This window comes from Pseudidiomarina sp. (genome assembly GCF_048267825.1).
Taxonomy (GTDB): Bacteria; Pseudomonadota; Gammaproteobacteria; order Enterobacterales; family Alteromonadaceae; genus Pseudidiomarina.
Map to the genome: position 1 here is coordinate 1 of NZ_JBLWWR010000005.1, position 23,252 is coordinate 23,252.

Consider the following 23,252-nt stretch of genomic DNA (forward strand, 5'->3'; position numbering starts at 1 on the left):
CGATGCGTCACTGGTTACCAAAACTGCGGTACCGTCGTGATTAATGGATGAACCATACAACGTGATGGTATCGAAAAATGTCTGGGCGCTGTATTGCGGTACCGTCACTTCTGACGTGGTTTGCTGCACAGGCTCCGCAGCTGACGATGTTGGCTCTGGCGCTGGCGCTGGCTTACCGCACGCCACAAGCAGCAGGCTGCCAATAGTCGCTTGAAGGAGTAATGAAGTTCGCATGTTGAGTTCCTTGTTGTATTATCTCTTCGATATGGCCTGTTTTACTGCTTCAACAGAATTTAAAAAGTGTAGTCTAAATTTACCGGTCAACAAGGGTGTCGATAAGGAGATTCATAAATGAAACAAATCTTGTATATTGCTCACGGTGGCGGACCCATGCCGTTGCTTGGTGACCGGAGCCACGACGATTTGAACAATGCGCTGCGCAAAGCTGCTACCCGCATGTCGAAGCCCACAGCCATTATCGTGGTCAGCGCGCACTGGGAAACCGACGTACCCCACGTAACTACGGGATCGCAACCTGAGCTTATTTATGACTATTACGGTTTCCCGCCTGAGTCTTACACCATTCAGTATCCAAGCCCTGGCGCCCCCGAGCTCGCCGAAAAAGTGCTGAGTGCAATAACCAACCAAGGCCTGAAAGCCGTCGGTGAACCCCAGCGTGGGTTTGATCATGGCCTGTTTGTACCGTTGAAAATTATGTATCCAGCCGCCGATATTCCGTGCGTTCAATTATCGCTGCAAAACACATTGAACGCTGAAGCGCACATTAAACTAGGTAAGGCGCTACAAGCAGTTGACCACGACGGCTTATTGATTCTGGGTTCTGGCTTATCATTTCACAATATGCGCGCGTTTTTTGCGCCCGATACCAGCGATGCCGATAATAAAAATGCCGAGTTTCAAGCGTGGCTGCAGCACACCTGCTGTGCAACGGACATTTCAGAGCGAGAACGCCAACAGTTGCTGATTAACTGGCAACAAGCTCCCCATGCGCGATTTTGCCATCCACGCGAAGAGCATTTATTACCATTGCACGTGTGCTATGGTGCTGCCGAACGCGCTTGCGACCAAGCAACCACGGTATATGCGTTGAATAAAGAATCACGTATGTTTTACTGGCAAATTAATTAAGGTAGAAATTCATGGCACGCGCCCACGCATTGCATATTTTGGTGAAAACTCAGGAAGAAGCCGAAGCGTTGAAAAAACAACTCGCATCTGGCAAGAAATTTGGTGACCTTGCGCGGAAGCATTCGCTTTGCCCTTCAGGCAAAAAAGGCGGCGACTTAGGTGAGTTTGGGCGTGGCCAAATGGTACCGGCGTTTGACAAAGTAGTATTTGGTAAGCCCACGCTGGAAGTGCATGGGCCCATAAAAACCAAGTTCGGGTGGCACTTAATTAAAACGCTTTCGCGTACATAGGAAAAACCATGAAACACGTAGTCATCATTTTTATTTTATTAGTAGGCCTAGGCTCTGCTATGGCAGCTGACCGCGAAAGCGTACTTGGTTTTGGCGGCGTATTTTTTAAAGCGGAAAACCCGGCCGTACTAGCCAAATGGTACGAAGAACACCTAGGCGTGAAGCAAACACCCACCACTTATGAAGAACAACCGTGGGTGCAAGCTGGCGGTAACACCGTATTTGGCGTGTTTAATGCGAAAACCAGTTATTTTGGTGCAGACGATCAGCAGTTTATGTTCAATTTTCGCGTGCGCGATCTTGATGCCATGGTGGCGCAATTGCGCCAAGCTGGCATAGAGGTTGAAGTTGACCCAGAAACCCACCCCAACGGGCGTTTTGCGCGCCTCGCTGACCCAGAAGGCAACCCGATTCAACTGTGGCAAGAGATGACGCCTGGCGCTCATTAATTTATTCTGAAACCTCCTGCTCGTCACCCCATTCTTCGCCTAAGTATTTAAAGCGCGGTACCTCTAGGCCATCTACGCTAACTGACTGCAAGAACATGTCATAGGGGCGTACCCACAAACCCTGCTCGTCGCCGTATAACGGCCGATACAGCACCATCCACTCTTCAGTTTCAGAATGCCTGACGGTATCAATCACTTCATATCGGGGGCCTTTATAGTGTTGATAAGTGCCAGTCTTAATTTTCATTTCGTTCCACCCATAAAGAGTTTCATTAAAATTGGGAATAAAAAAATCCCGTCCGTTGCAGCTACCAAGCTTCAACTGAACGGGATTTTTTATGCGGTTATACGATCAACCGTAATTACATAGCTTGGTTTTCAGCAAGCGTTTCGCTGATGTATTCATCAATAAACTGCTCGAGAATATTCAACGGCACTGGGCCATTTGCAAGCACAGCGTCGTGGAATTCACGAATATCGAACGCATCACCAAGTTGAGTTTTGGCTTTTTCACGTAGCTCAAGAATCTTCAGCATACCAATTTTGTAAGCTGTCGCCTGGCTTGGCATAACGATATGACGCTCAACCATTTTCTTCGCATCCGCTTCAGCGTTTGGCGTGTTGGTTACGTAGAAATCGATACCTTCTTCGCGCGTCCATTTCTTCGCATGAATACCCGTATCAACCACTAAGCGCACTGCACGCCAAAGTTCCATCGCTAAACGGCCGAAATCAGAATATGGGTCTTCATAGAAGCCAATCTCTTTTGGCAACAGCTCGGTGTAAAGTCCCCAACCTTCGCTGTACGCGGTGAATCGGCCAAACTTGCGGAACGACGGAATGCCTTCAAGCTCTTGCTGAATAGCAATTTGCATGTGGTGACCCGGAATACCTTCGTGGTAAGCCAAGGCTTCCATTTGGTAAGTTGGCATAGATGCCATGTCGTACAAGTTCGCGTAGTAAACGCCTGGACGTGTGCCGTCCATTGACGGTTGCTGATAGAACGCCTTGCCAGCTGACTTCTCACGGAAAGGTTCAACCGCTTTCACAATCATGTCGGCTTTTGGCTTGGTGATAAACAGCTCGTCTAAGCGCTCGCGCATAGTGTCGATAAGCGCAGTGGCTTCATCTAAATAACGCTGACGGCCTTCGGCAGTGTCAGGGTAGATAAAGTCCTTGTTGTTACGCATGTGCACGAAGAACTCTTGCAACGTACCTTCAAAACCTACTTTTTCCATGATGACACGCATTTCGTCGTGAATACGCGCCACTTCGCTTAAACCAATTTCGTGAATTTCTTCAGCGGTTAAGTCAGTGGTGGTGGTGCGTTGCAATGCGTTATTGTAGAAGGCTTCACCATCTGGGAATTTCCAGGCACCGTCTTTGGTGTCAGCTTGCGCGGCAATGTCTTCAACCGTGCTAATCAAGTTCTCATAAGCTGGTTTAACGGATTCAACCAAAGCTTCTTCAGCAGCACTCATCAGTGCGTTGTATTGGTTTTCATCAATGTCTAGGTTATCCACTTTCTTGGTGAAATCTTCTAAGAATACGCTTGGCTCACCGTCTTCAAACGGCGCACCCGAGATGATGTTTTGGCTGTCGCTAATAACATATGGGTACACAAACTTCGGTGCGATAATGCCCTTCTCAGCACGAATTTTTAAGTTCTCACCAAGTTGCTCAAACAGTTTTGGTAAACCATTTAAACGCGCAACATAGGCTTCAGCGTCAGCCACTTCACTAATGCGGTGTTGATTGATGAGCAACGACGCAACACTTGAGTGCATGCCGAACATCTGATTTACCGGATAGTTATAATGACGCCATTTGAAGTCAGCAATCTCTTGCTCCAAATTTTGCTTCATCAGCAACCAGCTCACCTTGGTTTGATCATCCAGCTTGGCTTCGTCAATTTCCATAACGCGCGCCAGCTGTTCTTTTTGTAGGGCTAAATCTTCTTCAGCGCGTTGCTCAGAAATATCGTCCCACTTGTCTTGGTCTTGTTTGATTCCCAAGTACGACTGGTACATTGGGCTGCGCATAACATTTTCCATGAAAATGTCTTCAAACAGCTTGTTGGCTTTTTCCGATTCCGCTTGAATTTCAGCTTGGCTAACGGCTTGATCAGTCGTTGCCGTTTGGCTCTCTGCGACAGGCGCTGTCGCATCTTGTTGTTTCGGTGCTTCTGAGCACGCGGTGGTCATTAATACCAGCGATACCGCCAGCGCAATGCGTTTATACTCAAACATGTATGTTCTCCTGTAGTTCGTATTTTTATTTTTTGAATGGATTTAGATTAGCACGTATTGGCGATTTTGTGCTGCAGCTTGACCCTATCGCCTGTGCAATTCAGCTGTTTTGTTAGCTGCGGTTAACGAATGCTGGAAGTTAATTGATACCGCGTACTGCGGCCGCCACCGGGCAATCTTTCCAAAATACCCTGTTCTACCAAATCACTCAAATGGCGGGTGGCTGTCGCTTTGCTGACTTTAGCAACCGACTGGTAGCGGTTTGCATTGATGCCGTTTTCAAAGTCGCCATCGAGTAGTCTATTGAGCACTTTGCGTTGCGGTTCTGACAATTGTTTGTTGGCATGTTGCGCCCAGAACTTGGTTTTAGATATCGTGCGCTCAATTTTTGCCAGTGCACCGTCTATTGATAATGTCAGTGTTTCGATAAACCAAACGAGCCAGGCGGTGATATCGGTGTCGTGCTTTTGGGTATGCTCTAGAATGTCGTAATAGGCCTTGCGGTGCTCCAGAATTGCCTCAGACATAGCAAACAGTCGAATGCTGTTTTGGTCCGCTTGCGCCAGCGCTCGGTCAGTGAGCGCACGGGTGATGCGCCCGTTACCGTCTTCAAATGGGTGAATGGTCACAAACCAAAGGTGTGTGATTCCAGCACGAACGAGCGGATCAACACCGCTATTCGCGGTGTCGTTGAACCAACTTAGAAATCGCTCAAGCTCACTTTCGATAGCCGCTCTTGGTGGCGCTTCAAAATGTACCTTTGGTTTTGAAATGGGGCCTGAAACAATCTGCATCGGCGCATCACCGCGCAGCTCTTCAGGCAGCACTTTTCGAAGAAGCGAATCCTGCCCTTGAAATAGCCACCGATGCCACTGCAACAGCGTATCGGTGGTTAGCGGTTGTTGCCAAGATGTCACTGCATCGCGCATTAAATTGGCAAGACCTTCACTGCGCTCTGAAACCTTAACGGGGTGTTGGTCAGCAACACCAAGCTGTCGCGCAAGTGAAGAGCGTACGCCATAAACATCAACCTTCTCGCTTTCAATAGCCGATGAAGCAACTATATTGGCTAGTAGAGCATCGAGCGTAAATTCCTCATGTCCGTCAACCAAAGTCATGCGACCTTTAAGCTGACCCAGCAGATCATAGGCACGCCGAAGTAATGGCTGCAGCTTGTCTTGCTGCCATTGAAAATCTGGCCACTGCGGATGCTGCCAAAGCCATTTTTGTCCGTAATTTTCCGAAGTTGTCATAAGTGCGCCATAGAGATTGCTTCGTGATGAGCCGAATGCGATGGATATTTGGCTCACTATATGAGCCAAATAATAGGTGTATTCGGCTCATTATGCAAATATTGAACGACTAGAGCATGCATCTAACTTTAGCCAAGTTGAATCAGTTTACGCGGATGCGTTGAAGTAAAATCGTTTTTAGTTAAAAATTTGTTGACTAACTTTCAATTACAAAGTCAAATCAATTTTAGTTTTCATAACAAAAAGGCAAAGGAAAGATGTCTACTCGTATCCAAGGATCGTTCGCTTCACTAATTACTGTACTTCTCCTTTCGGGCTGTAACCCAAGTATGGATTCCATCTATCAGCAAGTTATCGATGATTCGGTACGCCAATACCAATTAGCTAAAAAGGGTGGTGATAAAATCGATATCTGCGTAATGGCCAGCGTTGTAGTTGCTAGCTATTTACAAGCCAACGATGAGGCAAACTACCTTAAATGGAAGCGCATCGAAAAAAGTGATTGTAAGCAAGCTGGCATAAGCTATTAATTCGCTCGATTGTTACGGCAATAGGAAATAGCATTCGTCACCACAGTTACATCCGATAACCATGGTGGCTGACCAAATCAACAAACACTTTATTCAAACCTGACCAAAATGATGAGCGCGATGTGTTTTCAGCTTTTGGCTCTGCAACACACTCTTGGCATAAACGTACATCGGAATGGCCTGGCACCCGCAAGCGAACGGGCAACTCACAATTGCGTGCCGCACCTAATACGAACTGATGGCTGAACAAGCCGCCATTGCGCTCTAATGCTGAAAGTAAACGCTTACTTAATGGTAAGCATTTTGCTGACCGGTCAATGACACTCGAAGCCGAAGATGAGCAAAGTGCTAACCGTGAGTCATCGGCTAACTCAAACTCAGCACATTGTGAATTTTGCGAAACCAACGGCAAACGAAGTTGGTTTTGAACATAATGAATACTTTCAGATAACTGACGAACAACTAGTGAATAGGTTTTCATGATCAACACTCCCAATGGATTAGATTCAACTCGATGTAGGGAGTATACTGTTTCCTAAATAAATGATTAGATAGCCAAAATAGAATTCATTGTTTCCACAAAGAAACAGTTAAATATTTAAAGGGGGCTTACATGTTGAACCGCTTAGCCGATATGGCCATTTACGCCACCGTGGTCGAACAACAATCGTTTACAGGAGCGGCTGAGCATCTTGGTATTTCTAAGGGCGCCGTGAGTAAAGCAATTAAGAAGCTTGAGCAGGAATTAAATTTAAGGCTGCTGCAACGCACCACGCGAACCATGACGGTTACTATTGAGGGGCGCGCGTTTTACGAATATTGCCGCGAAATGATGACCCAAGCAGAAGCAGCTGAGCAGCACTTAGGGAGTTTGCGGGATACGCCCGGCGGACTAATCCGCATCACCGCACCGGTTACATTCGGCAGCGTACAAATTGCACCGTTAATTCCTGAACTACTTCAGCAATATCCTGAGATAAACGTTGACCTGCTGCTTGATGACAAACGTGTCGACTTAGTGACGCAACAAGTTGATATTGCCATTCGATGTGGCCAGCTTGAGAGCTCTTCACTTATTGCCAAGCGATTAAATGACTTACCTCTGGTGGTGGTTGCCACCCCAACGTTTCTAGCCAAACACGGAACACCAACACACCCGCACGAGCTTGCTAACTTACCGTGTTTAAGCCACAGCTCACACGCAGTTGATAGACGATGGACATTTCTAGAAAACAACCAAGAAATAACGGCGCGCATTAAGGGGCCGATGAACGCCAACAATAACTTTGCTCTGAAACAAGGTTTGTTGGCATCACTCGGCATTGCTTACTTACCGAGGTACCAAGTGACGGAGCAGCTTGCCAACGGTCAGTTGGTGCCACTACTGGAAGATTATTTGCCCACGCCAACTCCAGTGCATGCGGTTTATCGCCACCGGCAACACCTGAGCGCAGCGATGCGCGCCACGCTTGAGTTTTTTACGGCGCGGTTGTGAAGGTTATTCGATGTTTTGGATCTGCTTGTTGAGCACTTCGTAATTTATATTAAAATCAGGGACTTGCGATTTTTTTGTCATGCTTGTTGAATGAGGCTCACCGATCAACCCACCCAACCTTCTTTGACTGAAAATTCGATTATTACGGCTCTTAAACCACGTTTTTAGGCGATGACTATCATTCAGTCAATTTTAACCTCTATTTTTCACTAATTCAAAATGGAAGCCTAGCGCTGCGTCTTTTGGCTTCTGATCCTTCAAAATTAATCGCACAAAATTAGCAATTTCAAACCCTTCTTTGAAGTCATCACTTGGAATCATGTCTGAATTCAGCGCACAAATATACTGAAAGTTATTCTCAAGTGCTTTTTCGTGCGCGAACATTAATGCTAAGGCTCTTTGTCGAGAATCAACACCATCAAATATGCTGCTATCATGAAATAGAAAATCTATGCCGCCTCTTTGTCGCATCAACTCAACAAGCATCAAGTCATAGCAAAATATTTTCATTTTACCGACTCCCTCACTACTACTCTTGTTAATTTCAACTTCAAACTTATAGCCATTATCAGTGGTATTGATAATCAAATTTCCCGGTTCATCATACAATGCCTGCGAATTCTCACTGAATAGTGAAACTGCCTTTTCCCACTCAGATCGATTTTGTTCATAATCACGCTGCAACTTAGTTTCTAATTCTATTCTCGATGCTTTGATATTCTTTTTATGCAGAGTCACATCGCGAATATCTGCGATCTTATTTTTAATTCCCTCAAGCTGCCCTTTTTTTTCAACAGTACGTTCTTGGAGGACCGAAAATTCTTCCAGCGCCCCATGAGCTTCTAATAGGCTCAAGAGCTCTGCTCGCGTGTCGCATGTTGTCTTCATGATTTCTTCATTGGAAGAGAGCTCATTTTTAAGTTGGGATATTTCCACCTCAAGAAAAAATTTTCGATTACGTATAATTGCCTTATGAAAGCCTTTCGCCTCTTCAAGAGATCTTCTAATGTTTTCAGCGAAATGAATACCAGCTTCTGAAAAAAGCCTCTCAACCGATTCGCTGTCAGGCGCTTTTTCTTCCGCTACCGTTTGTTCATATCTTTCCAACTTACGTCTAAGCACTAGATTTTTGTTGGTAAGATCGTGCGCTGTCATAGTTAGTTGATTTGCCTGATCTTGGAGTTCTTTATACTGCGGATGAACATTGAATTTTTTTAAAGCATCAGATTCGCGCTTAAGCTCTCGCTCTATTCGAACCCTCTCTGCTTCAAGTTCCCCCTGTGTCGCTGCGATACCCACTTTGATTGCAGAGTCTAACGCTTTAATAGCACTTTCTTTATCCCTGATCTCTTGTGCCTCTGAAGCCAGCACCCAATTCAAGCCAAGAAGATAGGCATTGTGTATTTGCAAATCATATATCTTCTGATTTCTAAAATGCTTGAAGGGATCTGTATAAGCATCCGCCCCTTTCCTTGTAAAATATGAAACTAAGCTTCTGAACGAAGGCACATACTTTGTTGACGATTCCCCTCTTATCTTGAATAGACACTTTCCTAGTAGATTTTTCCAATCGTCATTCTTGTAAAAGGTAGTGCCCTTAGAATCGACTTCTGGAGGTAAAGCAAGCTTGGACACGTCGCCCATAATCTCTATTATCTTAGCGTTCGAAATACTGCGCTTGGCAGTAAATGTTTCTCCACACAGGTCAAGGCTGATATAAAATACCCAATCCTCCAACTCATCTTTTGGCAAACTTAAACGGTGGAGATCAGCTCCAAGACAAAAATGCATAACATTCAGTAGCGTAGTTTTACCTGCCCCATTACGAGTATCTTTCTGACCAGACTCAAGAGTTCTTTCTGCAAGAATCACATTTAGCCCAACTGAAAACTCAACGCGCTTAAACCGTTTATCATTTGACCAGATTTTGTGAATCATTCCTGTACTCTCACTATTTTATCATTGTGCAAATCGACGAGACCCAGCAGATACAAAAAATCTAGCGCTAAAATAAATCGTTCAAAACTTCCGATAGTATCAATTTTTTTTGCCGACTCCCAAAGTGCCGTTAAATTGTCATTTTTTTGGACAAGCGGTAGCAATGCTGCGCTAATCCCAACCAAAGCTTCGTCTTCACGTAGATACTTTGATGGCATGATCATTTCTCAAATACCTCACACAAATGAAAAAGATGGCTCAATATTGCCAACCCAGCCGCCTGCTGTCGAAAGCCCTTCTTCCCCGCTTGCGCAAATTCCAACATTGAAGCAAAAAGCTCATCACCAGATAAGGACTGTTTCAATTCAAGGTACTTTTTCTTGAATCCATTTTTAAGCCTGTCAGGAAATTCTCCATCCACATTGGTAGCCATATTCGCAAGAAACCTTTCTACCTCATGACTCTTACTCAATCCCATAGCAATATCTGAACGCACAGCATCAGAGAGTCCATTTTTATGTATTTTCTCTTCTGGCGGGAGAACTTCAAAACTATCGTTACTTGAGGAGTGTTTACCTGACGCCAATGCGGTAGCTGCAACCTCAAGCTCCGCGAAAGATATTTCAGACATACATTGGTCAAGCTGCTCTGCAACCCAGGATTCATGCTCTTTTTTTAAAGAGAACAGAAATTCTGGGGGGTAATCCTTCTCCTGCTTATCTATCTTCGTATGGCAGGTCGGACATAAATAAATCAAGTTTTCGCAATGGTTTCTTTGCTCATCAGTCATATCCGAGCGATAGCGAGCAGAGGCAGGCTTGGTTTTTGTGCCAGGGCTTTCACCATAAATATGAGCGGCCTCCCCAATGACAGCAGGGTTAGAGTTCTCCCCATCCGCTGTCAATGCCTTATGGCAGTCCTTGAACGCACAAACGTTGCCGCTTTTCATAGCAAGAATGACTTTGGTTGGGTAGGTTGCGCTCATAAACTTTCCTCAGAGCTCGCCTTTAAAGGCGGAATCGAGAATCGAACTTTTAAGAGCAAGTAACTCATTCAGCTGGCTTTGGATTTCAGAATTCATAGCCTCAACCTTTTGTACCAGCATATTGACTCGTCTAACCACGTCAGTCTGCTCATCCAGACTTGCCAGTGGAATTTGCATTTGATCAATGTGTTTGTTGTTCACTTGCGGAATCGTGCTTGCGTCGACAAAGTTCGCCAGATCTATGATGCGCATAAAAGCGAAAAGGTAGTCATCAGTAATTTTAGATTCGTCAGCCTTTAATCCCATGATATTGCTGTCATAAGAAGCATCCTCTAACAACATTCTTTTTTTATTGGTCAGAATAGCACCGCCCCTTTTGGGAATTAAAGTACTGCCCTTTGGGAATAATTTTATTTTATGTTCTTTGGCGATCTTTTCATTAAATTTGATTTCTGGTGCGACCATGTTTTCATGATGGTTATTCATTTGTGCCACTTTAAAAAATGGAATATCTCCATCATTAAAGCCATTTTTAAACAGCTTCGGTAGAGAAGTGCCGCTGTTAATTTTAACAACAGATGACAGTGGTACAACTTCATGATTCTTTTTTAACTCCACAAATATTTCTGAAAGACCGCTTTTCGAAAACGCATCAGTCAATTCCACGCTTTCCTGCAAATACTCAATGGCCGTGTCGATACGAGTGAGCAGCGCGTCAAGTTTTCCGACGATACGCTTTTGTACCTCTTGGGGTGCCACAGGAACAATAAATTCAGAAAGCTTGGTGCCGTTGATATTAGGCTGAGCCGCTCCAGCGGCATTCTGGCTAACGACCTCCCAATAGGCTGGTGTTAAAAAGAAGTAGCTCAGGTACTCAGGAAAGATTTTCTCTTGATTTGGAACAACCCGAATCAAGTAAGATGCGAATACGGCATCTTTGGGCGCATTCTTGATTAGAATAGATTTTCCGGCAGTTGCACCACTACGGGCAAAAATCAAGTCATCATTATTCAGCGCGTACTTGCTGATTTCTTTCTCTTGAAGAGATACTGTTGGAACGCCCTGCCAGTCGATCTTTCCGCCTTGAATATCAGTGATACGCAAGAACTTTGCGTTACCGTTACTTGCTGCTTTAGCTGTGTGTCCATACTGGATATTATGACTAAGTTTCTTGACTGGGTGCCATTCCCAGCTATCCGGCAATTGATACAGAACTTGATCCATCGCTATTTCTCCGCCAACAGATCTTCAATTTCATCCAACAGGCCAGACACTAACTTTTCCTTAGTACGGATCTGCTTGAGAATTTCACTTGGCGCTAAATGCTCGGCATCTTTTTGCTTGGCTGGGTTCTTGGCCGATAGATCATAGTCTTCAGCCAATTTACTGGCTGAAACTGTCCAGGAACGCTCAGTGGTTTCGCGGCTGTTATACAGCCCAACAAACTCTTTTAGGTGATCATCGGTGATCGGTTTGTTTTTGGTGAGCTTTTGCTCGGGCTCACATTCGTAATACCACACATCGCTGGTGCCGCCGCTACGTTCAAAAAACAGCACATTGGTTTTAACGCCTGAATACGGCAAAAATACTCCGGCTGGTAGGCTTAGAATGCTGTGCAGGTTAAAGTTTTCCAGCAGCTCTTGTTTGACTTGCTTGAAAGCGCTGTTGGTCTGGAACAGCACACCTTCTGGCACTACGATGGCTGCCTTGCCACCACTTTTTAGAGTTTTCATAAAGTGTTGCAAAAAAAGCAATTCTGTTGCATTGCTTTGGATAGGAAAGTTTTGCTGGATTTGCGACTTCTCTTTTCCACCGAATGGTGGATTCGCGAGAATTATGTCGTAACGATCTTTTTCCTGAATATCGCGGATATTTTGAGTCAGTGTATTACCACGAAACAGGTTGGGCGACTCGATGCCATGCAAAATCATGTTCATCATACCCATGACATACGCCAGCGAGGTCTTCTCGAAGCCAAAAAAAGTATCGCGCTGAATAAAATCCCACTGTTGAGTTGAAAGATCGTTTCTCTTTGCTTTTAGGTGCTCAAAGGCTTCCACTAAAAAACCACACGAACCCGCGGCAGCGTCGTAAATCGTCTGACCAGCCTGTGGGTCAATAACTTGAAGCATCGCTCGGACAAGTGGGCGAGGAGTGTAGAACTCCCCCGCGTACCCTCCAGCATCGCCCATGTTCTGTAATAGGCCCTCGTATACTAATGACAGTTCAAACAGGTCTGTCTCTGACTGAAAATTCAAGTTATCAACAATATCTAACACTTCTCGCAACGTGTGACCAGAAGCGATCTTATTATCCAAATACTGAAAGATGGCACCTATTTTATAAGTAAACGATTTCGGGTCGGCCGCTGCGCCCGTCGCCGTCGCATTCGCAAATCCTTTTAAGTACGGAAACAGTTCATTATTAACGTAATTGGTCAAATCATCGCCAGTACGAGCTTTATTAATATCCGGTTTCCCATTGTCTGTTTTCGGACAGGCCCAGTTAGACCAACGGTGCTCGTAATCAAGAACTGGTTGATACTCTTTACCGGATAAGACCGCCTCGTCCTCTTTTTCAGACTCATAATCATCCAGAAACTTTAAGAACAGAACCCATGAGGTTTGCTCTGTATAGTGCATAGCACCGCTGATGCCATCATCGCGACGTAGTACGTCGGTAATACGATCGATCTTTTGCTGTAATGACATAATTTACAGTTTTCCAGTAATAAAATTATACATATTTGTGATGTCTTCACTGATCTCTTGAGGTGGAATCAGGTCAATGTAGGCTTGGAGCTTTTCTGGATCTAAGCCTTTACCCTCGGTATTTATCAGCTCATCTATAATAGATTTCGCATTAATACGGCGAATTGAATCATTATCACCTGCCTCACCTGCAACTAGATGGTCAACCGCGGCTAAGTTCGGCCCGTTGATTTTATCTAGTTTGCCGAAATGATTGAGTGCAGTGTATGAAAGTAAATAATTCTTTATTTCGCGTCTCTTCCAGGCAAGCAAAAAAGTTTTAGCGTTTAAGCCATGTGGCCAGCGAATTGTTTTCAGCAATTCTTTATAAGGTTTTCCCGCTAACTCAACTCCATTTTGATTCCAGGTTGGATTAGCTTCATCTCTATCACAAATCAGAAATATTTTAGTCGTATTTATCAGTGAACCCGACTGGCTGAGGCCTTTCACCCACTCTACTTTTGCTTGCCCTAGACGCTCTGCGTCACTTGCACAACTTGAAGTCTTCTTTATTGCATGAACTTGGAGCAAGCGGTCGGCATTCAAGCCTTTTCGCGCTGCGAGCTTGCTAAAAATAACCCAATCATTGTAATCATCTAATAAAGCAATATTTGGAAGCTTACTGCAAACTTCAAACTCCACAGATTTAGCACGTGATAGTACACTCAGGCGATTTATCAATTGTTTTATCTTGTTGTCGTCGTTAATACGACCGTTCTCCACGACTTTTAGGTGTTCTATACGGTTTTCTTTAGCAGAAATAGAATCGAGCAAATGCGTAGTGGTAATTGCATACCCTTGTATACTGTGTAGTAACGACCAGAGCTTCTCGACGTTTTGATAGTGGAGGTGTGAGTCAGCTTCATCTAGCAAAAAAAGCGTATTTTCGGCATCAAAAAGATCTATTAAGGCGTACAAAAACAATAGCTGGTATTCACCATCGCTTAGGTCATCTAGGTCTAAGCCATTTTTGAATGTCAATCCTATTCTAGCTCTGGGTATAAAGCTATCCGTCCTCGCCGCTTGCGTAAAAAAGTCCACCGCAGGAAGCTCTCTGTAGACATCTGGTATAGGCTCCTCTCTTGTCGGATCGTCAAATAAGTTTGATAAGAAATGTATACGAGTAATCTTTGCCGATTTTAGCTGCACCGTGCGGCTTCTCATCGTCTCTTCAAAATCGTAATCCTCGTCGATACACTCCTCTATGAAATTTGCCAAATTGCGATGAAATACCGTTTGCCGAAATGTGTCTTTTTCACCTAATGCTTCTCGTTTCAACGCTTGTTGAATCTGAGTTACATACGCGCTTTGAATTCGAAATTGGATAGAAAGAGTTGAATGCAGGTCATCTTTAAACCCATCCTGGCTTTCCTCTGTATACCCATTTTCGATCAAGAACTCTCTGACCTTACCTGTTTTCATTAATGTGCTAGCAAGGAAAATAAGTATCTTAGACCAGGATTTATCGTAAAAATACGCATAAACTTGCTCCGCATCATTCGTATTCTTCAGCTTCTTCAAATACGACGAAAACTCTTTTGAGAACGACTCGTTTTGTCCACTAGAAAAGCAAACGACTCGATAGTCACGAGCTTGGCCTGCTTTGATGCGGTCTTCAAAAACAGACTGTAAGATACTTGATTTACCGCTACCATTTTCACCAATCAACGCCGCCACTTTGTCGATTGTCAAAGTTTGCGTCTGATCATGGAGTGGGTTCGGGGCTAAAGTTAATTCCATTTTAACTCACGTGATATAGCTGTTGCTGTAATTGTTTAAAAGCGGCCAGCAAGTATGCTGGTTTACCGCCGAACGCTTTGGATGCATCTTTTGTTGTGCCCAACCCCGACAGTTCTATCAACGCAGGTAGACGTTCACGAGATAACTCTGCGCTGCCGCTTTGTTCATATCGGTTGAGTACAAAGTGCAAAAATTTCTGGGCTTTTTCATGCTGGTATTGGCTAAAGAATGCACTGTTAGTACGTACGTTATCGGCTCGTGCTTTTCTGGTTTCCATTGGCTGCTCAAAAGCAAGAAACGCTAATAAATCAAAGATGTCGCAATCTTCGGCTTCAAACATACGTCGAAGAGTAGCTAACTGCTCTTTGTCGAACCCCGCTTGCACCAGTTTCTCAAGCAAAGTCTCGCGTTCATCTGGATCAGACCAAGTTCTTCTCAGTTCGTCAGCTGACTTAAACAACCCAGGTAACTGATTGATTAGACGTTCGACAAACTCCTGTACGGTGAGAGGTTTCCCGTTTTCATCAATGTAACGAGTCTCTACATCAATGACTTTAATCTCACGATGTTTGCTCAGTTTTACCTTTAATCGCGTTTTAGGCTCTTTTCGTTCAGTATCTGAAGTGTTACCACTTTCGTCAGCTTCTGATGGTGGATAGGGAGTTGGTGTCGGTTCACGCGCTTCATTTGGCTCAGGAGGCTCTGGCTCGCCATCCCAATCTTTGTCATAGAACTTATTGGTCGCACCACGAAAATCGATAATAGTGAAATAATCTTTACCATCAAAAACACGGGTTCCGCGACCAACAATTTGTTTAAACTCAACCATTGACCCAACGGTACGATCAAGCACCACGTTTCGGACGTTACGTGCATCCACGCCAGTGGTAAGCATCTGTGACGAAGTGAGAATGGTTGGAATGTCTTTATCGTTGTCTTGAAATTTTTCCAAAAGCTCCCGACCAACCTTTCCCTCATCGCTGGTCACTCGAACGCAGTAGTGCGGATCTTTTATTTTTTTATATTTATTAATCATGTCGCGCATGGTGAGTGCATGGTTCTGGTCTTCGCAGAAGACTATGGTTTTATCAAGTGGCTTGATATGGTCAACAATTGCTTTTGCGACTAAATCTGTTCGATCATCAACAGTGATTTTTCGATCGTAATCTTTTACTTCATAGACGTCTTGTCCCGACTCACCCTCGATAATCTGATCTTCTTTTGTCAGAACCAGCTCATCTAAATTAGTACGTATTCGTTTCACCCTATATGGCGTTAAGAAGCCATCATTTATGCCTTCTTTTAGCGAATATTCAAACGCTGGCTTGCCGAAGTAATCATAAGTATCAACGTTCGCTTCACGTTTTGGGGTAGCAGTTAAACCGACATGCACGGCATTGCTGAAATGGTCAAGAATTGCACGCCAGGAGCCTTCTTCATTGGCGCTGCCTCGGTGGCACTCATCTATCATGATGAGATCAAAAAAGTCACTTGGATAAGACCTGTAATAGCCTTCAATGTTTTCACGCTCGGCAATCGCTTGATAGATCGCGAAGAAAATATGCGCATTAGTTGGGACAACGCCTGACCGTTTACGAACCTCTTCTCCGTTAATTTTAATGAGATCTTTTTCGTAGGGATTAAAGGTGTTTATTGCTTGGTCAGCGAGTATATTTCGATCAGCTAAGAATAAAATTCTGGGGCGTCTCGAACCCGGGTCATCTTTATTCCAGCGAGACTGAAATAGCTTGTGAACAATCTGGAACGCGATGAAAGTTTTGCCGGTTCCTGTAGCCAACGTCAAAAGTACTCGGGATTTACCTTGCCCTATTGCGTCGGTAGCGGCATGTACAGCAAGCTCTTGATAATATCGCGGCTGCATAGCGCCTTCTAAATGAAAAGGCACGTTCCGAAGCTCTTGGCCTAGATTGGAGTTTTTACCAGCGTAACGTTTCTCCAACTCCTCAGGTGTCGGATAAAACTCGACATACTCACCTTTTCCCGTTTCGAGGTCGAACTCATACGTCTGTTTACCGTTACTTGAGTAGACGAAACGCACCAAAAGTTTGTTGGCATAATCTATGGCTTGTTGAAGACCTTTAGTGGGGTGCTCCGACTCCTTTTTAGCCTCGACAATGGCGAGATAGCGATTGTCTTTATGAAGCAAATAATCGACGAAACAACGTCGTCCACGAACACCTCCGGCAAGTTTTCTGCCGTCGGTAAAATAATGTTCGCGAATTACGTTCACGGGCTTCCAATCTGCCGCCGCAAGAGCGGGGTCAATATAATTTGCCCTAGTATCAGCCTCTGACTGCATCCCTGTGCTCCATGTTCACTAATCCAAGTCGGACCTGACCTTTCCCAAACTGCCTTGATTGAAGAAACGTGATGGTTTTAAAAATTGTAAGTTATGACGTACATTACCAGAGTTTGTTGATAATTTGGATCTGATTCAAAAGTGTGCACGAGTCATCGCCCATAAGACAGGCTGATTACTTTTAAAAAGCTGTATATCTGAAGGGATTAATCTTCTGGCACTAGCTACCCTAATCAGGTTTGTTTTGAAATAAATTGGTTAAGTTCGGTAAGTAAATTTACGGTTGATTCTCTATGTTCATCCCTAATTCGTCGTTTGGAATCAAGCAAGCCTTCAACGCCGCGGGTCTCCTTCCGAGGCTGTTTTGTGCGAATATCATCAGCAGAGATATGTGCAAAATAATAGTTGGGAAAGTCATCTCTAAGCTGCGGAATCTCATCAATTTTGTCTCCATCAAGTATACCGGCGACTTTTTTGAATCCTAGCTCATTCAAAAAATAGCAGATGTAGCTAATATTGGATGCGCCTCCAGCTCCCCAGCCAAAAAAAGAGGCAGAAATCGACGTGCCAAGTTGATTAGCGATATCCGGAAAAAGCAGAACATCTTCCTGACCCTCAACTACGATGATTCCGTCTTCTTGGAAAAACAACTCTCTAGCGTCTAAACCGAAAGTGTGCGGGTTGTACAAGTTACCTTTTGACAATTTATCTAAAATTGTCCGACCAGTGTCAGATAGCTGGAAAATTTCTGTTCCTTTGCCTGTATTAACGACTCTAGCAAGGTTTGCTCCATTTATAATCGACGGAATATCTACAAAGTACGGAGAATGTGTCGACAATATTATTTGTCTATCTTGCGAGTATTCTTTTAGTAAGTGGAAGACTCTCTTTTGAAGAGCGGGGTGCAATGATAGCTCTGGTTCATCAATTACGATTACGTCATTTGGCTTCGAATCATACAATGAATCTACAATGGCAAATATGCTCACAACACCTTCGCCCATGCCGTCGCTGGTGTGTGAAAATTCGCCATTATAAAACTTGAGAAAATACTGGCCTTGATCTGACTGGTCAATCGCCCACTCAGGCTTAAAGGTTAATACTCTATGCAATATTTTATTAAACGCTTCCTGATTTTCGAGAATATTGAACAACCGATATTGAAAATCGCCAAGCATTGCACTTCGCTGCGGAGACAGATGGCTATTACCTAAGTGCTGTTCTCTCGAATGGCTTCCTCTTCCAAAAAACGGCTCAAACGCTCTGCGGGATGGAAGAACAAAGATATGAAAGTTACCATCAACATCGACTTTTTTTGATTCACTACTACCTTTTTTGAGTGAGACAACTCGCTCCTCTGTTCCATTAATGAAATACTTAATTTCAACATGGTCAACAGCTGCGTTTCGCGCCCCTACAGTAAAGCTTGGTGATTGATAGCCTCCTCTTGCTTTTAAGCATTCGATGATGGATGACTTTCCCGAATTGTTCGCGCCTGTGATTATTGTCAGACCACTTCCAGGATCACCATTCGGCACCGAAAAGCTCAAAGCTTGACGTGTGCTGAACCCTCTAAATCCTACAATTTCCACCCTTTCTATAGCCATGCCTTCCTCTAGCTAAAACCAGCTCACACATTTATTCCAGTTATACGCCATTGTAAAACCTCCGACAACAACCACCGTTTCATCTGCCCAATCCGATAAACCGGTGGCATTTTGTCTTGACGCTCTAGCCGCCACCACGTTGTCCGGCTGGTGCCGGTTATTTCCGCCCGCATCTTTTCATCGATGTATTGATCAAACGGCGCTGATAGTGATGTTTGAGTCTGCTTTTTACTTTGTTGGGACATAGCTCTTTTGAATCCATGCATCAACTTCAGAGCGTTTGAACATGACACGCTTGCTGGGCTTTAAATGCAGTATCTCTTTTCGATGCGTGAGCTTGTAAATGGCCGAGCGTGATAGCCCGTTTGGGAACGCCGCCAAACTTTGATTACTCGTAAATTGTCTATGTAGTTGAAACCAACTGACGCGAGTAGCCAGCTTTGTCAACGATAAAACTCGCCAAACCAACCAAGTATATAAATCGAATGCGAACGGCGTGTCAATAAGAGCGTCATAAGCAGCCTTAATCTACTGCACAAACAACAAGCTCGGCTGCTAAAGCTAATGCAACGTTGAAGAGCATTGCAAACTAGCTTAAAACAGCGATTCAGCGTCGCTTCCAACCTGTCACCATTCGCGTATAACAGCCCAAAAACCGGCAATACCTCCATCGCAAACACACTAAAACCTATTGCAGTCCAAGAGAAGTCAACCATATCACTCTCCGTTGAAAAATAATTGTGAATAAATCTGTTTAAGTGTTGAATTTTTAACCCGAAAACCCCACTTAATCCACAAGGCAAGGATCTGGTTTGTACCTCGCTGATACCTTTAGTCTAAATTTCCATGAGGATGATCGCATGGCTAAGACGACAAGCGGCAAAAAGAAGGTTCACGTTCCTGCGCACACCAAAAAAGATGGCACGAAGGTTCCTGAACACTATCGCTCGACGCCGAACTAACGTTATCAGGGGCAGTTTGCAGTCGCCCCTTCCTTAACCCCAGTAAATAGCAAATCTATTACAAGGAAGGGCAATGATAAAAGTCATAATCAACGAGCAAGACCGAATTTGGGATAGCAGCCAAGCAGGGTGGCTTAACGGCACAATAAATGAGTTACAAAAAGCAGGTAAGCCTGTCTGTGTAAGAGTACTAATCGAGTATGGTGATATCAACTTATGTCTCAGTGCCGGAACTTGCAATAAGTCAGGTGGTGGTGGCGGTCGCCCATTAAATACTCACGAGGACGATATTGTTGACTACTGGAACAAACTGGACGTTGACGCTACTCCTTTGAATAGCGGTAAGCTTGTTGCTTTTTTGAATTCTATTAAGTAAAGGCGTGACAGCAACCATGCGTAACCATGTGGTTGCTGTTAAGGTTATTTAACTATTAATCGACGGGATGAAATCTTCCCTCTCAAGCACCTGAATCAAGCTTCTCATCAAATAATTATTCATAAAGCTAACGCTGTATGTGCGACCGTTGGGTTTTAGTGGCCTAATAAAGCCAGCGTCCTTCATTTTTGCTATCAAATGTGTTCTCTGTCGCACGGTGAGGCTATCCAAAGTATCATCGAGTTCACCAGCTTTAAAGTGCTGCTTTTCAATTCCGATACTGAGCACCCTAGCCTCTTCCTTTGTAAGGTACCCGCGCTCCTTCGCTAAATCTAACGTTGGAACAAGAATTTTCCCATATAGAAACTCAAAATCGAGTAACTTGTTTACTTTAGTGACCTCGTGCAAGATCCCCGTTAACACATAGTCACACCAATTGAGTACTGACTCATCTGTTCCTTGGTCAGCATCAGCTAGCCGTTCATAATAATAGTCGCGGTCATTACAAAAGACTGCGGTCGGATTCAAAATTTTACCGTCCTTCACATTGAACCCATACTTAATCAGCAATGCGTAGGTGAGCAAACGAACAACTCGCCCATTGCCATTTCCAAATGGGTGTATCCACGTGAATCGGTGGTGTGCAATGGCGGTTTTTAGTAAGTCATATTTTTCCGAACTCTTTTCATTAATAAAAGCAAGCAACTCGTCCATGTAGGTTTGTACATTAATTGCATCCGGAGGCAGGTGAGCAGACTGAGATATAGCAACATTCCAAGATCGATAAGCACCAGGAGTTCGATCACCCTCTACGGTCAAATCTCCAACAACCAATTCATGTAGTTGTCGAATAAAGTGATGCGTAATATCAGAACCTTCTTCGATGGTCTCTTCAATGAAATCCATCGCTGCTTCAACATTAGCTATCTCGGAAAATCGCTCAGAAACGTGCTCATTTTTCTCTATTTTGCGTTCAATATATTCCGATATGGTTGTCCGATTTCCTTCGATGCGAGCCGAACCCACACTCTCAAGGATGTGAAATATTTCTTTTAACTGAAAAAATATCCATGGCGCTGTGGTTCCGTGCAACCGAAGCTTCCTTAGATGGTTTAATTCCATCAAGGTATCGGTCAAGGCAGAATCGAAACTTGGACTCACAACACGAAGCGGGAACTCCATAAGATAAATCCTTTATTTACAAAATAAATTAAAATTATTAAATAATTCAAGTTTTTGGCGATTACACTAAAAACAACTAATTACATTATAGCTGTTATATTAATTACACAAAAGTTTTTATAGAAATACAATTTAGAATCACATACTAATCATTTTCGGGAACGGAGGGCTTACCAAGAATTAGTTACTAGAAAAGAAAAACCGCCAAGGTTTCGCGTTACTCTCTCGAGCACTAAGCGTGGCGGTTGTGTTACGGAGAGAGCGACGGGCTATTCGATATTCTGGATCTGCTCCCGCATCTGCTCAATCAGCACCTTCAACTCAACCGCTGCTGCAGTGATGTCCGCATTAATCGACTTCGATCCCAAGGTATTCGCTTCGCGGTTAAATTCTTGCATCATGAAGTCTAAACGGCGGCCGCAAGCGCCGCCTTTGCGCAGAATTTTGCGGGTTTCCACAACGTGGGCGTTTAAGCGGTCTAGCTCTTCGGCTACGTCCACTTTCTGCGCCAGCATGACCATTTCTGCTTCAAGGCGGGCTGGGTCAAGCTCTACTTTCGCCTCTTCGAAGCGTGCGAACAGCTTGTCGCGCTGCCATTGCAATACTTCTGGCATATGTCCGCGCACGAAAGTCACTTGCTCAGAAATGCCCTCTAGGCGCGTTGCAATCATGCTTTCTAACGCCTTGCCTTCGCTGCCACGGTTGGCAATAAACTCTTGTAGGCAGGCTTCAAACGCGCTCAAAATGTCGGCTTGAATGGTGTCCATGTCTTCTTCTTGCTGGGCCACCACGCCAGGCCAGCGCAATACGTCTAACGGGTTCAGTTGGGCGCTTGAACTTTGGTTCGCCACCCAATTGGCCGATGAAATGACGCTGCGCGCCAGCTCTTCATTTAAGTTCAGGCCGCCTTCGGCTTTTTGTTCAATCTGTAAGCGCAGGTTGCACTCTACTTTGCCGCGTTGCAGTTGCTTACGCAGCCTGTCGCGCAGGCTGTTTTCCATAGAGCGAATTTGTTCTGGCAAGCGAAAATACGTTTCTAAAAAGCGTTGATTTACCGAGCGCATTTCCCACGTTGCTGTGCCCCATTCGGCTTTGAGTTCGTGACGCGCGTAGCCAGTCATTGATTGAATCATTGGTATTCCTCTAAATTTTAATTGCGGCTAGTTTAGCACCTCTCGCATAGCAACGGAATTTCGCCAGCACTTCTGATATAATTGCCGCCACAAATTTAGCGCCAACAGCAGAGGAATACATCATGCGTCCAAGTGGTCGTACAGCTCAACAGATTCGTCCAGTAACTATTACTCGGAATTACACGCGCCACGCCGAAGGTTCGGTGCTTATTGAGTTTGGTGACACCAAAGTGTTGTGTACCGCCAGTGTGGATAAAAGTGTGCCGCGCTTTTTAAAAGGCAAAGGGCAAGGCTGGGTCACTGCTGAATACGGCATGCTGCCACGTTCTACCCATTCGCGCATGGACCGTGAAGCGGCGCGCGGCAAGCAAGGTGGCCGTACCGTTGAAATTCAGCGCTTAATTGGTCGCTCGCTGCGTGCCTGTGTCGACATGGCGGCATTGGGCGAGAACACCATCACCATCGACTGTGACGTGTTGCAAGCCGACGGCGGCACGCGTACTGCGTCAATTACCGGCGCTTGTGTTGCACTCGTGGATGCGCTGAACTGGATGCGCAAGCAAGGCATTGTTAAAACCAACCCGTTGAAGGGTTTGGTGGCTGCGGTTTCTGTGGGCATGTACAACGGTCACGCAGTGGCTGATTTGGACTACCCAGAAGATTCAAAAGCACAAACCGACATGAACGTGGTGATGACTGAAGCTGGCAAATTTATTGAAGTTCAGGGCACCGCAGAAGGCGAGCCTTTCTCAAGCGAAGACATGACCGAAATGCTGGACTTGGCCAAGCACGCCATCCGCGAGCTCATGGACTTGCAAAAGCAAGCCCTTGCATAACGAATAAC

Annotated in this window: 23 protein-coding genes and 1 pseudogene; 7 read left to right on the top strand and 17 right to left on the bottom strand. The window is 44.7% G+C overall.

Annotated elements, in window-relative coordinates; all coding sequences use genetic code 11:
• Positions 1–234 (bottom strand): annotated as a pseudogene (locus ACN0UN_RS05685) (S9 family peptidase); the annotation flags it as partial.
• A 117-nt stretch (positions 235–351) separates the two neighbouring features.
• Between ACN0UN_RS05685 and ACN0UN_RS05690 the strand changes: the two are divergent.
• Genes ACN0UN_RS05690 through ACN0UN_RS05700 form a run of 3 tightly spaced genes read left to right on the top strand, consistent with a single transcriptional unit; the run spans position 352 to position 1,888 of the window.
• On the top strand, positions 352–1,149 hold the full coding sequence (locus ACN0UN_RS05690) for a DODA-type extradiol aromatic ring-opening family dioxygenase (protein WP_417659132.1): 798 nt from the start codon (positions 352–354) through the stop codon (positions 1,147–1,149).
• Positions 1,150–1,160: 11 nt separating this feature from the next.
• The gene (locus ACN0UN_RS05695; protein WP_128352736.1) at positions 1,161–1,439 is read left to right on the top strand and encodes a peptidylprolyl isomerase; all 279 of its coding nucleotides are present in this window, start codon (positions 1,161–1,163) and stop codon (positions 1,437–1,439) included.
• 8 nt (positions 1,440–1,447) lie between these two features.
• On the top strand, positions 1,448–1,888 hold the full coding sequence (locus ACN0UN_RS05700; RefSeq protein WP_417659133.1) for a VOC family protein: 441 nt from the start codon (positions 1,448–1,450) through the stop codon (positions 1,886–1,888).
• A gap of 1 nt (position 1,889) precedes the next feature.
• On the opposite strand, the gene ACN0UN_RS05705 is transcribed toward ACN0UN_RS05700, so the two are convergent.
• From ACN0UN_RS05705 to ACN0UN_RS05715, 3 genes are all read right to left on the bottom strand, one after another.
• The gene (locus ACN0UN_RS05705) at positions 1,890–2,135 is read right to left on the bottom strand and encodes a DUF1653 domain-containing protein (protein WP_417659134.1); all 246 of its coding nucleotides are present in this window, start codon (positions 2,133–2,135) and stop codon (positions 1,890–1,892) included.
• Positions 2,136–2,250: 115 nt separating this feature from the next.
• Positions 2,251–4,137 (bottom strand): DUF885 domain-containing protein, encoded by a 1,887-nt coding sequence (locus ACN0UN_RS05710; protein ID WP_417659135.1) that lies wholly within the window; start codon positions 4,135–4,137, stop codon positions 2,251–2,253.
• 122 nt (positions 4,138–4,259) lie between these two features.
• Complete coding sequence (locus tag ACN0UN_RS05715) at positions 4,260–5,390, bottom strand: Fic family protein (protein WP_417659136.1); 1,131 nt, start codon at positions 5,388–5,390, stop codon at positions 4,260–4,262.
• Between the two features lie 257 nt (positions 5,391–5,647).
• On the opposite strand from ACN0UN_RS05715, the gene ACN0UN_RS05720 reads away from it, so the two are divergent.
• Positions 5,648–5,920 (top strand): hypothetical protein, encoded by a 273-nt coding sequence (locus tag ACN0UN_RS05720; protein WP_417659137.1) that lies wholly within the window; start codon positions 5,648–5,650, stop codon positions 5,918–5,920.
• A gap of 46 nt (positions 5,921–5,966) precedes the next feature.
• Here ACN0UN_RS05720 and ACN0UN_RS05725 read toward each other — a convergent pair whose 3' ends face one another.
• A complete protein-coding gene (locus tag ACN0UN_RS05725) occupies positions 5,967–6,401 on the bottom strand; it encodes a hypothetical protein (RefSeq protein ID WP_417659138.1) in 435 nt (144 codons plus the stop codon).
• 132 nt (positions 6,402–6,533) lie between these two features.
• On the opposite strand from ACN0UN_RS05725, the gene ACN0UN_RS05730 reads away from it, so the two are divergent.
• The gene (locus ACN0UN_RS05730) at positions 6,534–7,415 is read left to right on the top strand and encodes a LysR family transcriptional regulator (RefSeq protein WP_417659139.1); all 882 of its coding nucleotides are present in this window, start codon (positions 6,534–6,536) and stop codon (positions 7,413–7,415) included.
• 192 nt (positions 7,416–7,607) lie between these two features.
• On the opposite strand, the gene ACN0UN_RS05735 is transcribed toward ACN0UN_RS05730, so the two are convergent.
• The 10 genes from ACN0UN_RS05735 to ACN0UN_RS05780 all read right to left on the bottom strand — a co-directional run bounded on the left by ACN0UN_RS05735 (position 7,608) and on the right by ACN0UN_RS05780 (position 19,223).
• A complete protein-coding gene (locus ACN0UN_RS05735) occupies positions 7,608–9,353 on the bottom strand; it encodes a DUF2326 domain-containing protein (RefSeq protein ID WP_417659140.1) in 1,746 nt (581 codons plus the stop codon).
• The gene (locus ACN0UN_RS05740; RefSeq protein WP_417659141.1) at positions 9,350–9,577 is read right to left on the bottom strand and encodes an ABC-three component system middle component 6; all 228 of its coding nucleotides are present in this window, start codon (positions 9,575–9,577) and stop codon (positions 9,350–9,352) included. Before ACN0UN_RS05740 ends, ACN0UN_RS05735 begins: the two co-directional genes overlap by 4 nt.
• Positions 9,574–10,338 (bottom strand): ABC-three component system protein, encoded by a 765-nt coding sequence (locus ACN0UN_RS05745; protein WP_417659142.1) that lies wholly within the window; start codon positions 10,336–10,338, stop codon positions 9,574–9,576. Before ACN0UN_RS05745 ends, ACN0UN_RS05740 begins: the two co-directional genes overlap by 4 nt.
• 9 nt (positions 10,339–10,347) lie before the next feature.
• Positions 10,348–11,562 carry a restriction endonuclease subunit S gene (locus ACN0UN_RS05750; RefSeq protein WP_417659143.1) on the bottom strand — a complete coding sequence of 405 codons (1,215 nt, stop codon included), beginning with the start codon at positions 11,560–11,562 and terminating at the stop codon, positions 10,348–10,350.
• 2 nt (positions 11,563–11,564) lie between these two features.
• Positions 11,565–13,049 carry an N-6 DNA methylase gene (locus ACN0UN_RS05755; RefSeq protein WP_417659144.1) on the bottom strand — a complete coding sequence of 495 codons (1,485 nt, stop codon included), beginning with the start codon at positions 13,047–13,049 and terminating at the stop codon, positions 11,565–11,567.
• Between the two features lie 3 nt (positions 13,050–13,052).
• Complete coding sequence (locus tag ACN0UN_RS05760) at positions 13,053–14,828, bottom strand: ATP-binding protein (protein ID WP_417659145.1); 1,776 nt, start codon at positions 14,826–14,828, stop codon at positions 13,053–13,055.
• A 1-nt stretch (position 14,829) separates the two neighbouring features.
• Positions 14,830–17,148, bottom strand: coding sequence for an EcoAI/FtnUII family type I restriction enzme subunit R (gene hsdR / locus ACN0UN_RS05765; RefSeq protein WP_417659146.1), 2,319 nt, complete (start codon positions 17,146–17,148; stop codon positions 14,830–14,832).
• 233 nt (positions 17,149–17,381) lie between these two features.
• Positions 17,382–18,755: an ATP-dependent nuclease gene (locus ACN0UN_RS05770; protein ID WP_417659147.1), complete on the bottom strand. Its 1,374-nt coding sequence runs from the start codon at positions 18,753–18,755 to the stop codon at positions 17,382–17,384.
• Positions 18,756–18,778: 23 nt separating this feature from the next.
• Positions 18,779–19,000: a helix-turn-helix transcriptional regulator gene (locus tag ACN0UN_RS05775; protein WP_417659261.1), complete on the bottom strand. Its 222-nt coding sequence runs from the start codon at positions 18,998–19,000 to the stop codon at positions 18,779–18,781.
• Positions 18,984–19,223, bottom strand: coding sequence for a helix-turn-helix domain-containing protein (locus ACN0UN_RS05780; RefSeq protein ID WP_417659148.1), 240 nt, complete (start codon positions 19,221–19,223; stop codon positions 18,984–18,986). The genes ACN0UN_RS05775 and ACN0UN_RS05780 overlap by 17 nt, the downstream gene beginning before the upstream one ends.
• 567 nt (positions 19,224–19,790) lie before the next feature.
• Between ACN0UN_RS05780 and ACN0UN_RS05785 the strand changes: the two genes are divergently transcribed.
• The gene (locus ACN0UN_RS05785; protein WP_417659149.1) at positions 19,791–20,093 is read left to right on the top strand and encodes a hypothetical protein; all 303 of its coding nucleotides are present in this window, start codon (positions 19,791–19,793) and stop codon (positions 20,091–20,093) included.
• A 48-nt stretch (positions 20,094–20,141) separates the two neighbouring features.
• Here the strand turns inward: ACN0UN_RS05785 and ACN0UN_RS05790 are convergent, their stop codons facing one another.
• Positions 20,142–21,275, bottom strand: coding sequence for a Fic family protein (locus ACN0UN_RS05790; RefSeq protein ID WP_417659150.1), 1,134 nt, complete (start codon positions 21,273–21,275; stop codon positions 20,142–20,144).
• A 269-nt stretch (positions 21,276–21,544) separates the two neighbouring features.
• Positions 21,545–22,408 (bottom strand): YicC/YloC family endoribonuclease, encoded by an 864-nt coding sequence (locus ACN0UN_RS05795; protein ID WP_417659151.1) that lies wholly within the window; start codon positions 22,406–22,408, stop codon positions 21,545–21,547.
• A 122-nt stretch (positions 22,409–22,530) separates the two neighbouring features.
• Between ACN0UN_RS05795 and rph the strand changes: the two genes are divergently transcribed.
• Entirely contained in the window at positions 22,531–23,244 is a 714-nt protein-coding gene (gene rph / locus ACN0UN_RS05800) for a ribonuclease PH (protein WP_128352607.1), read from the top strand.
• Positions 23,245–23,252: the final 8 nt, after the last annotated feature.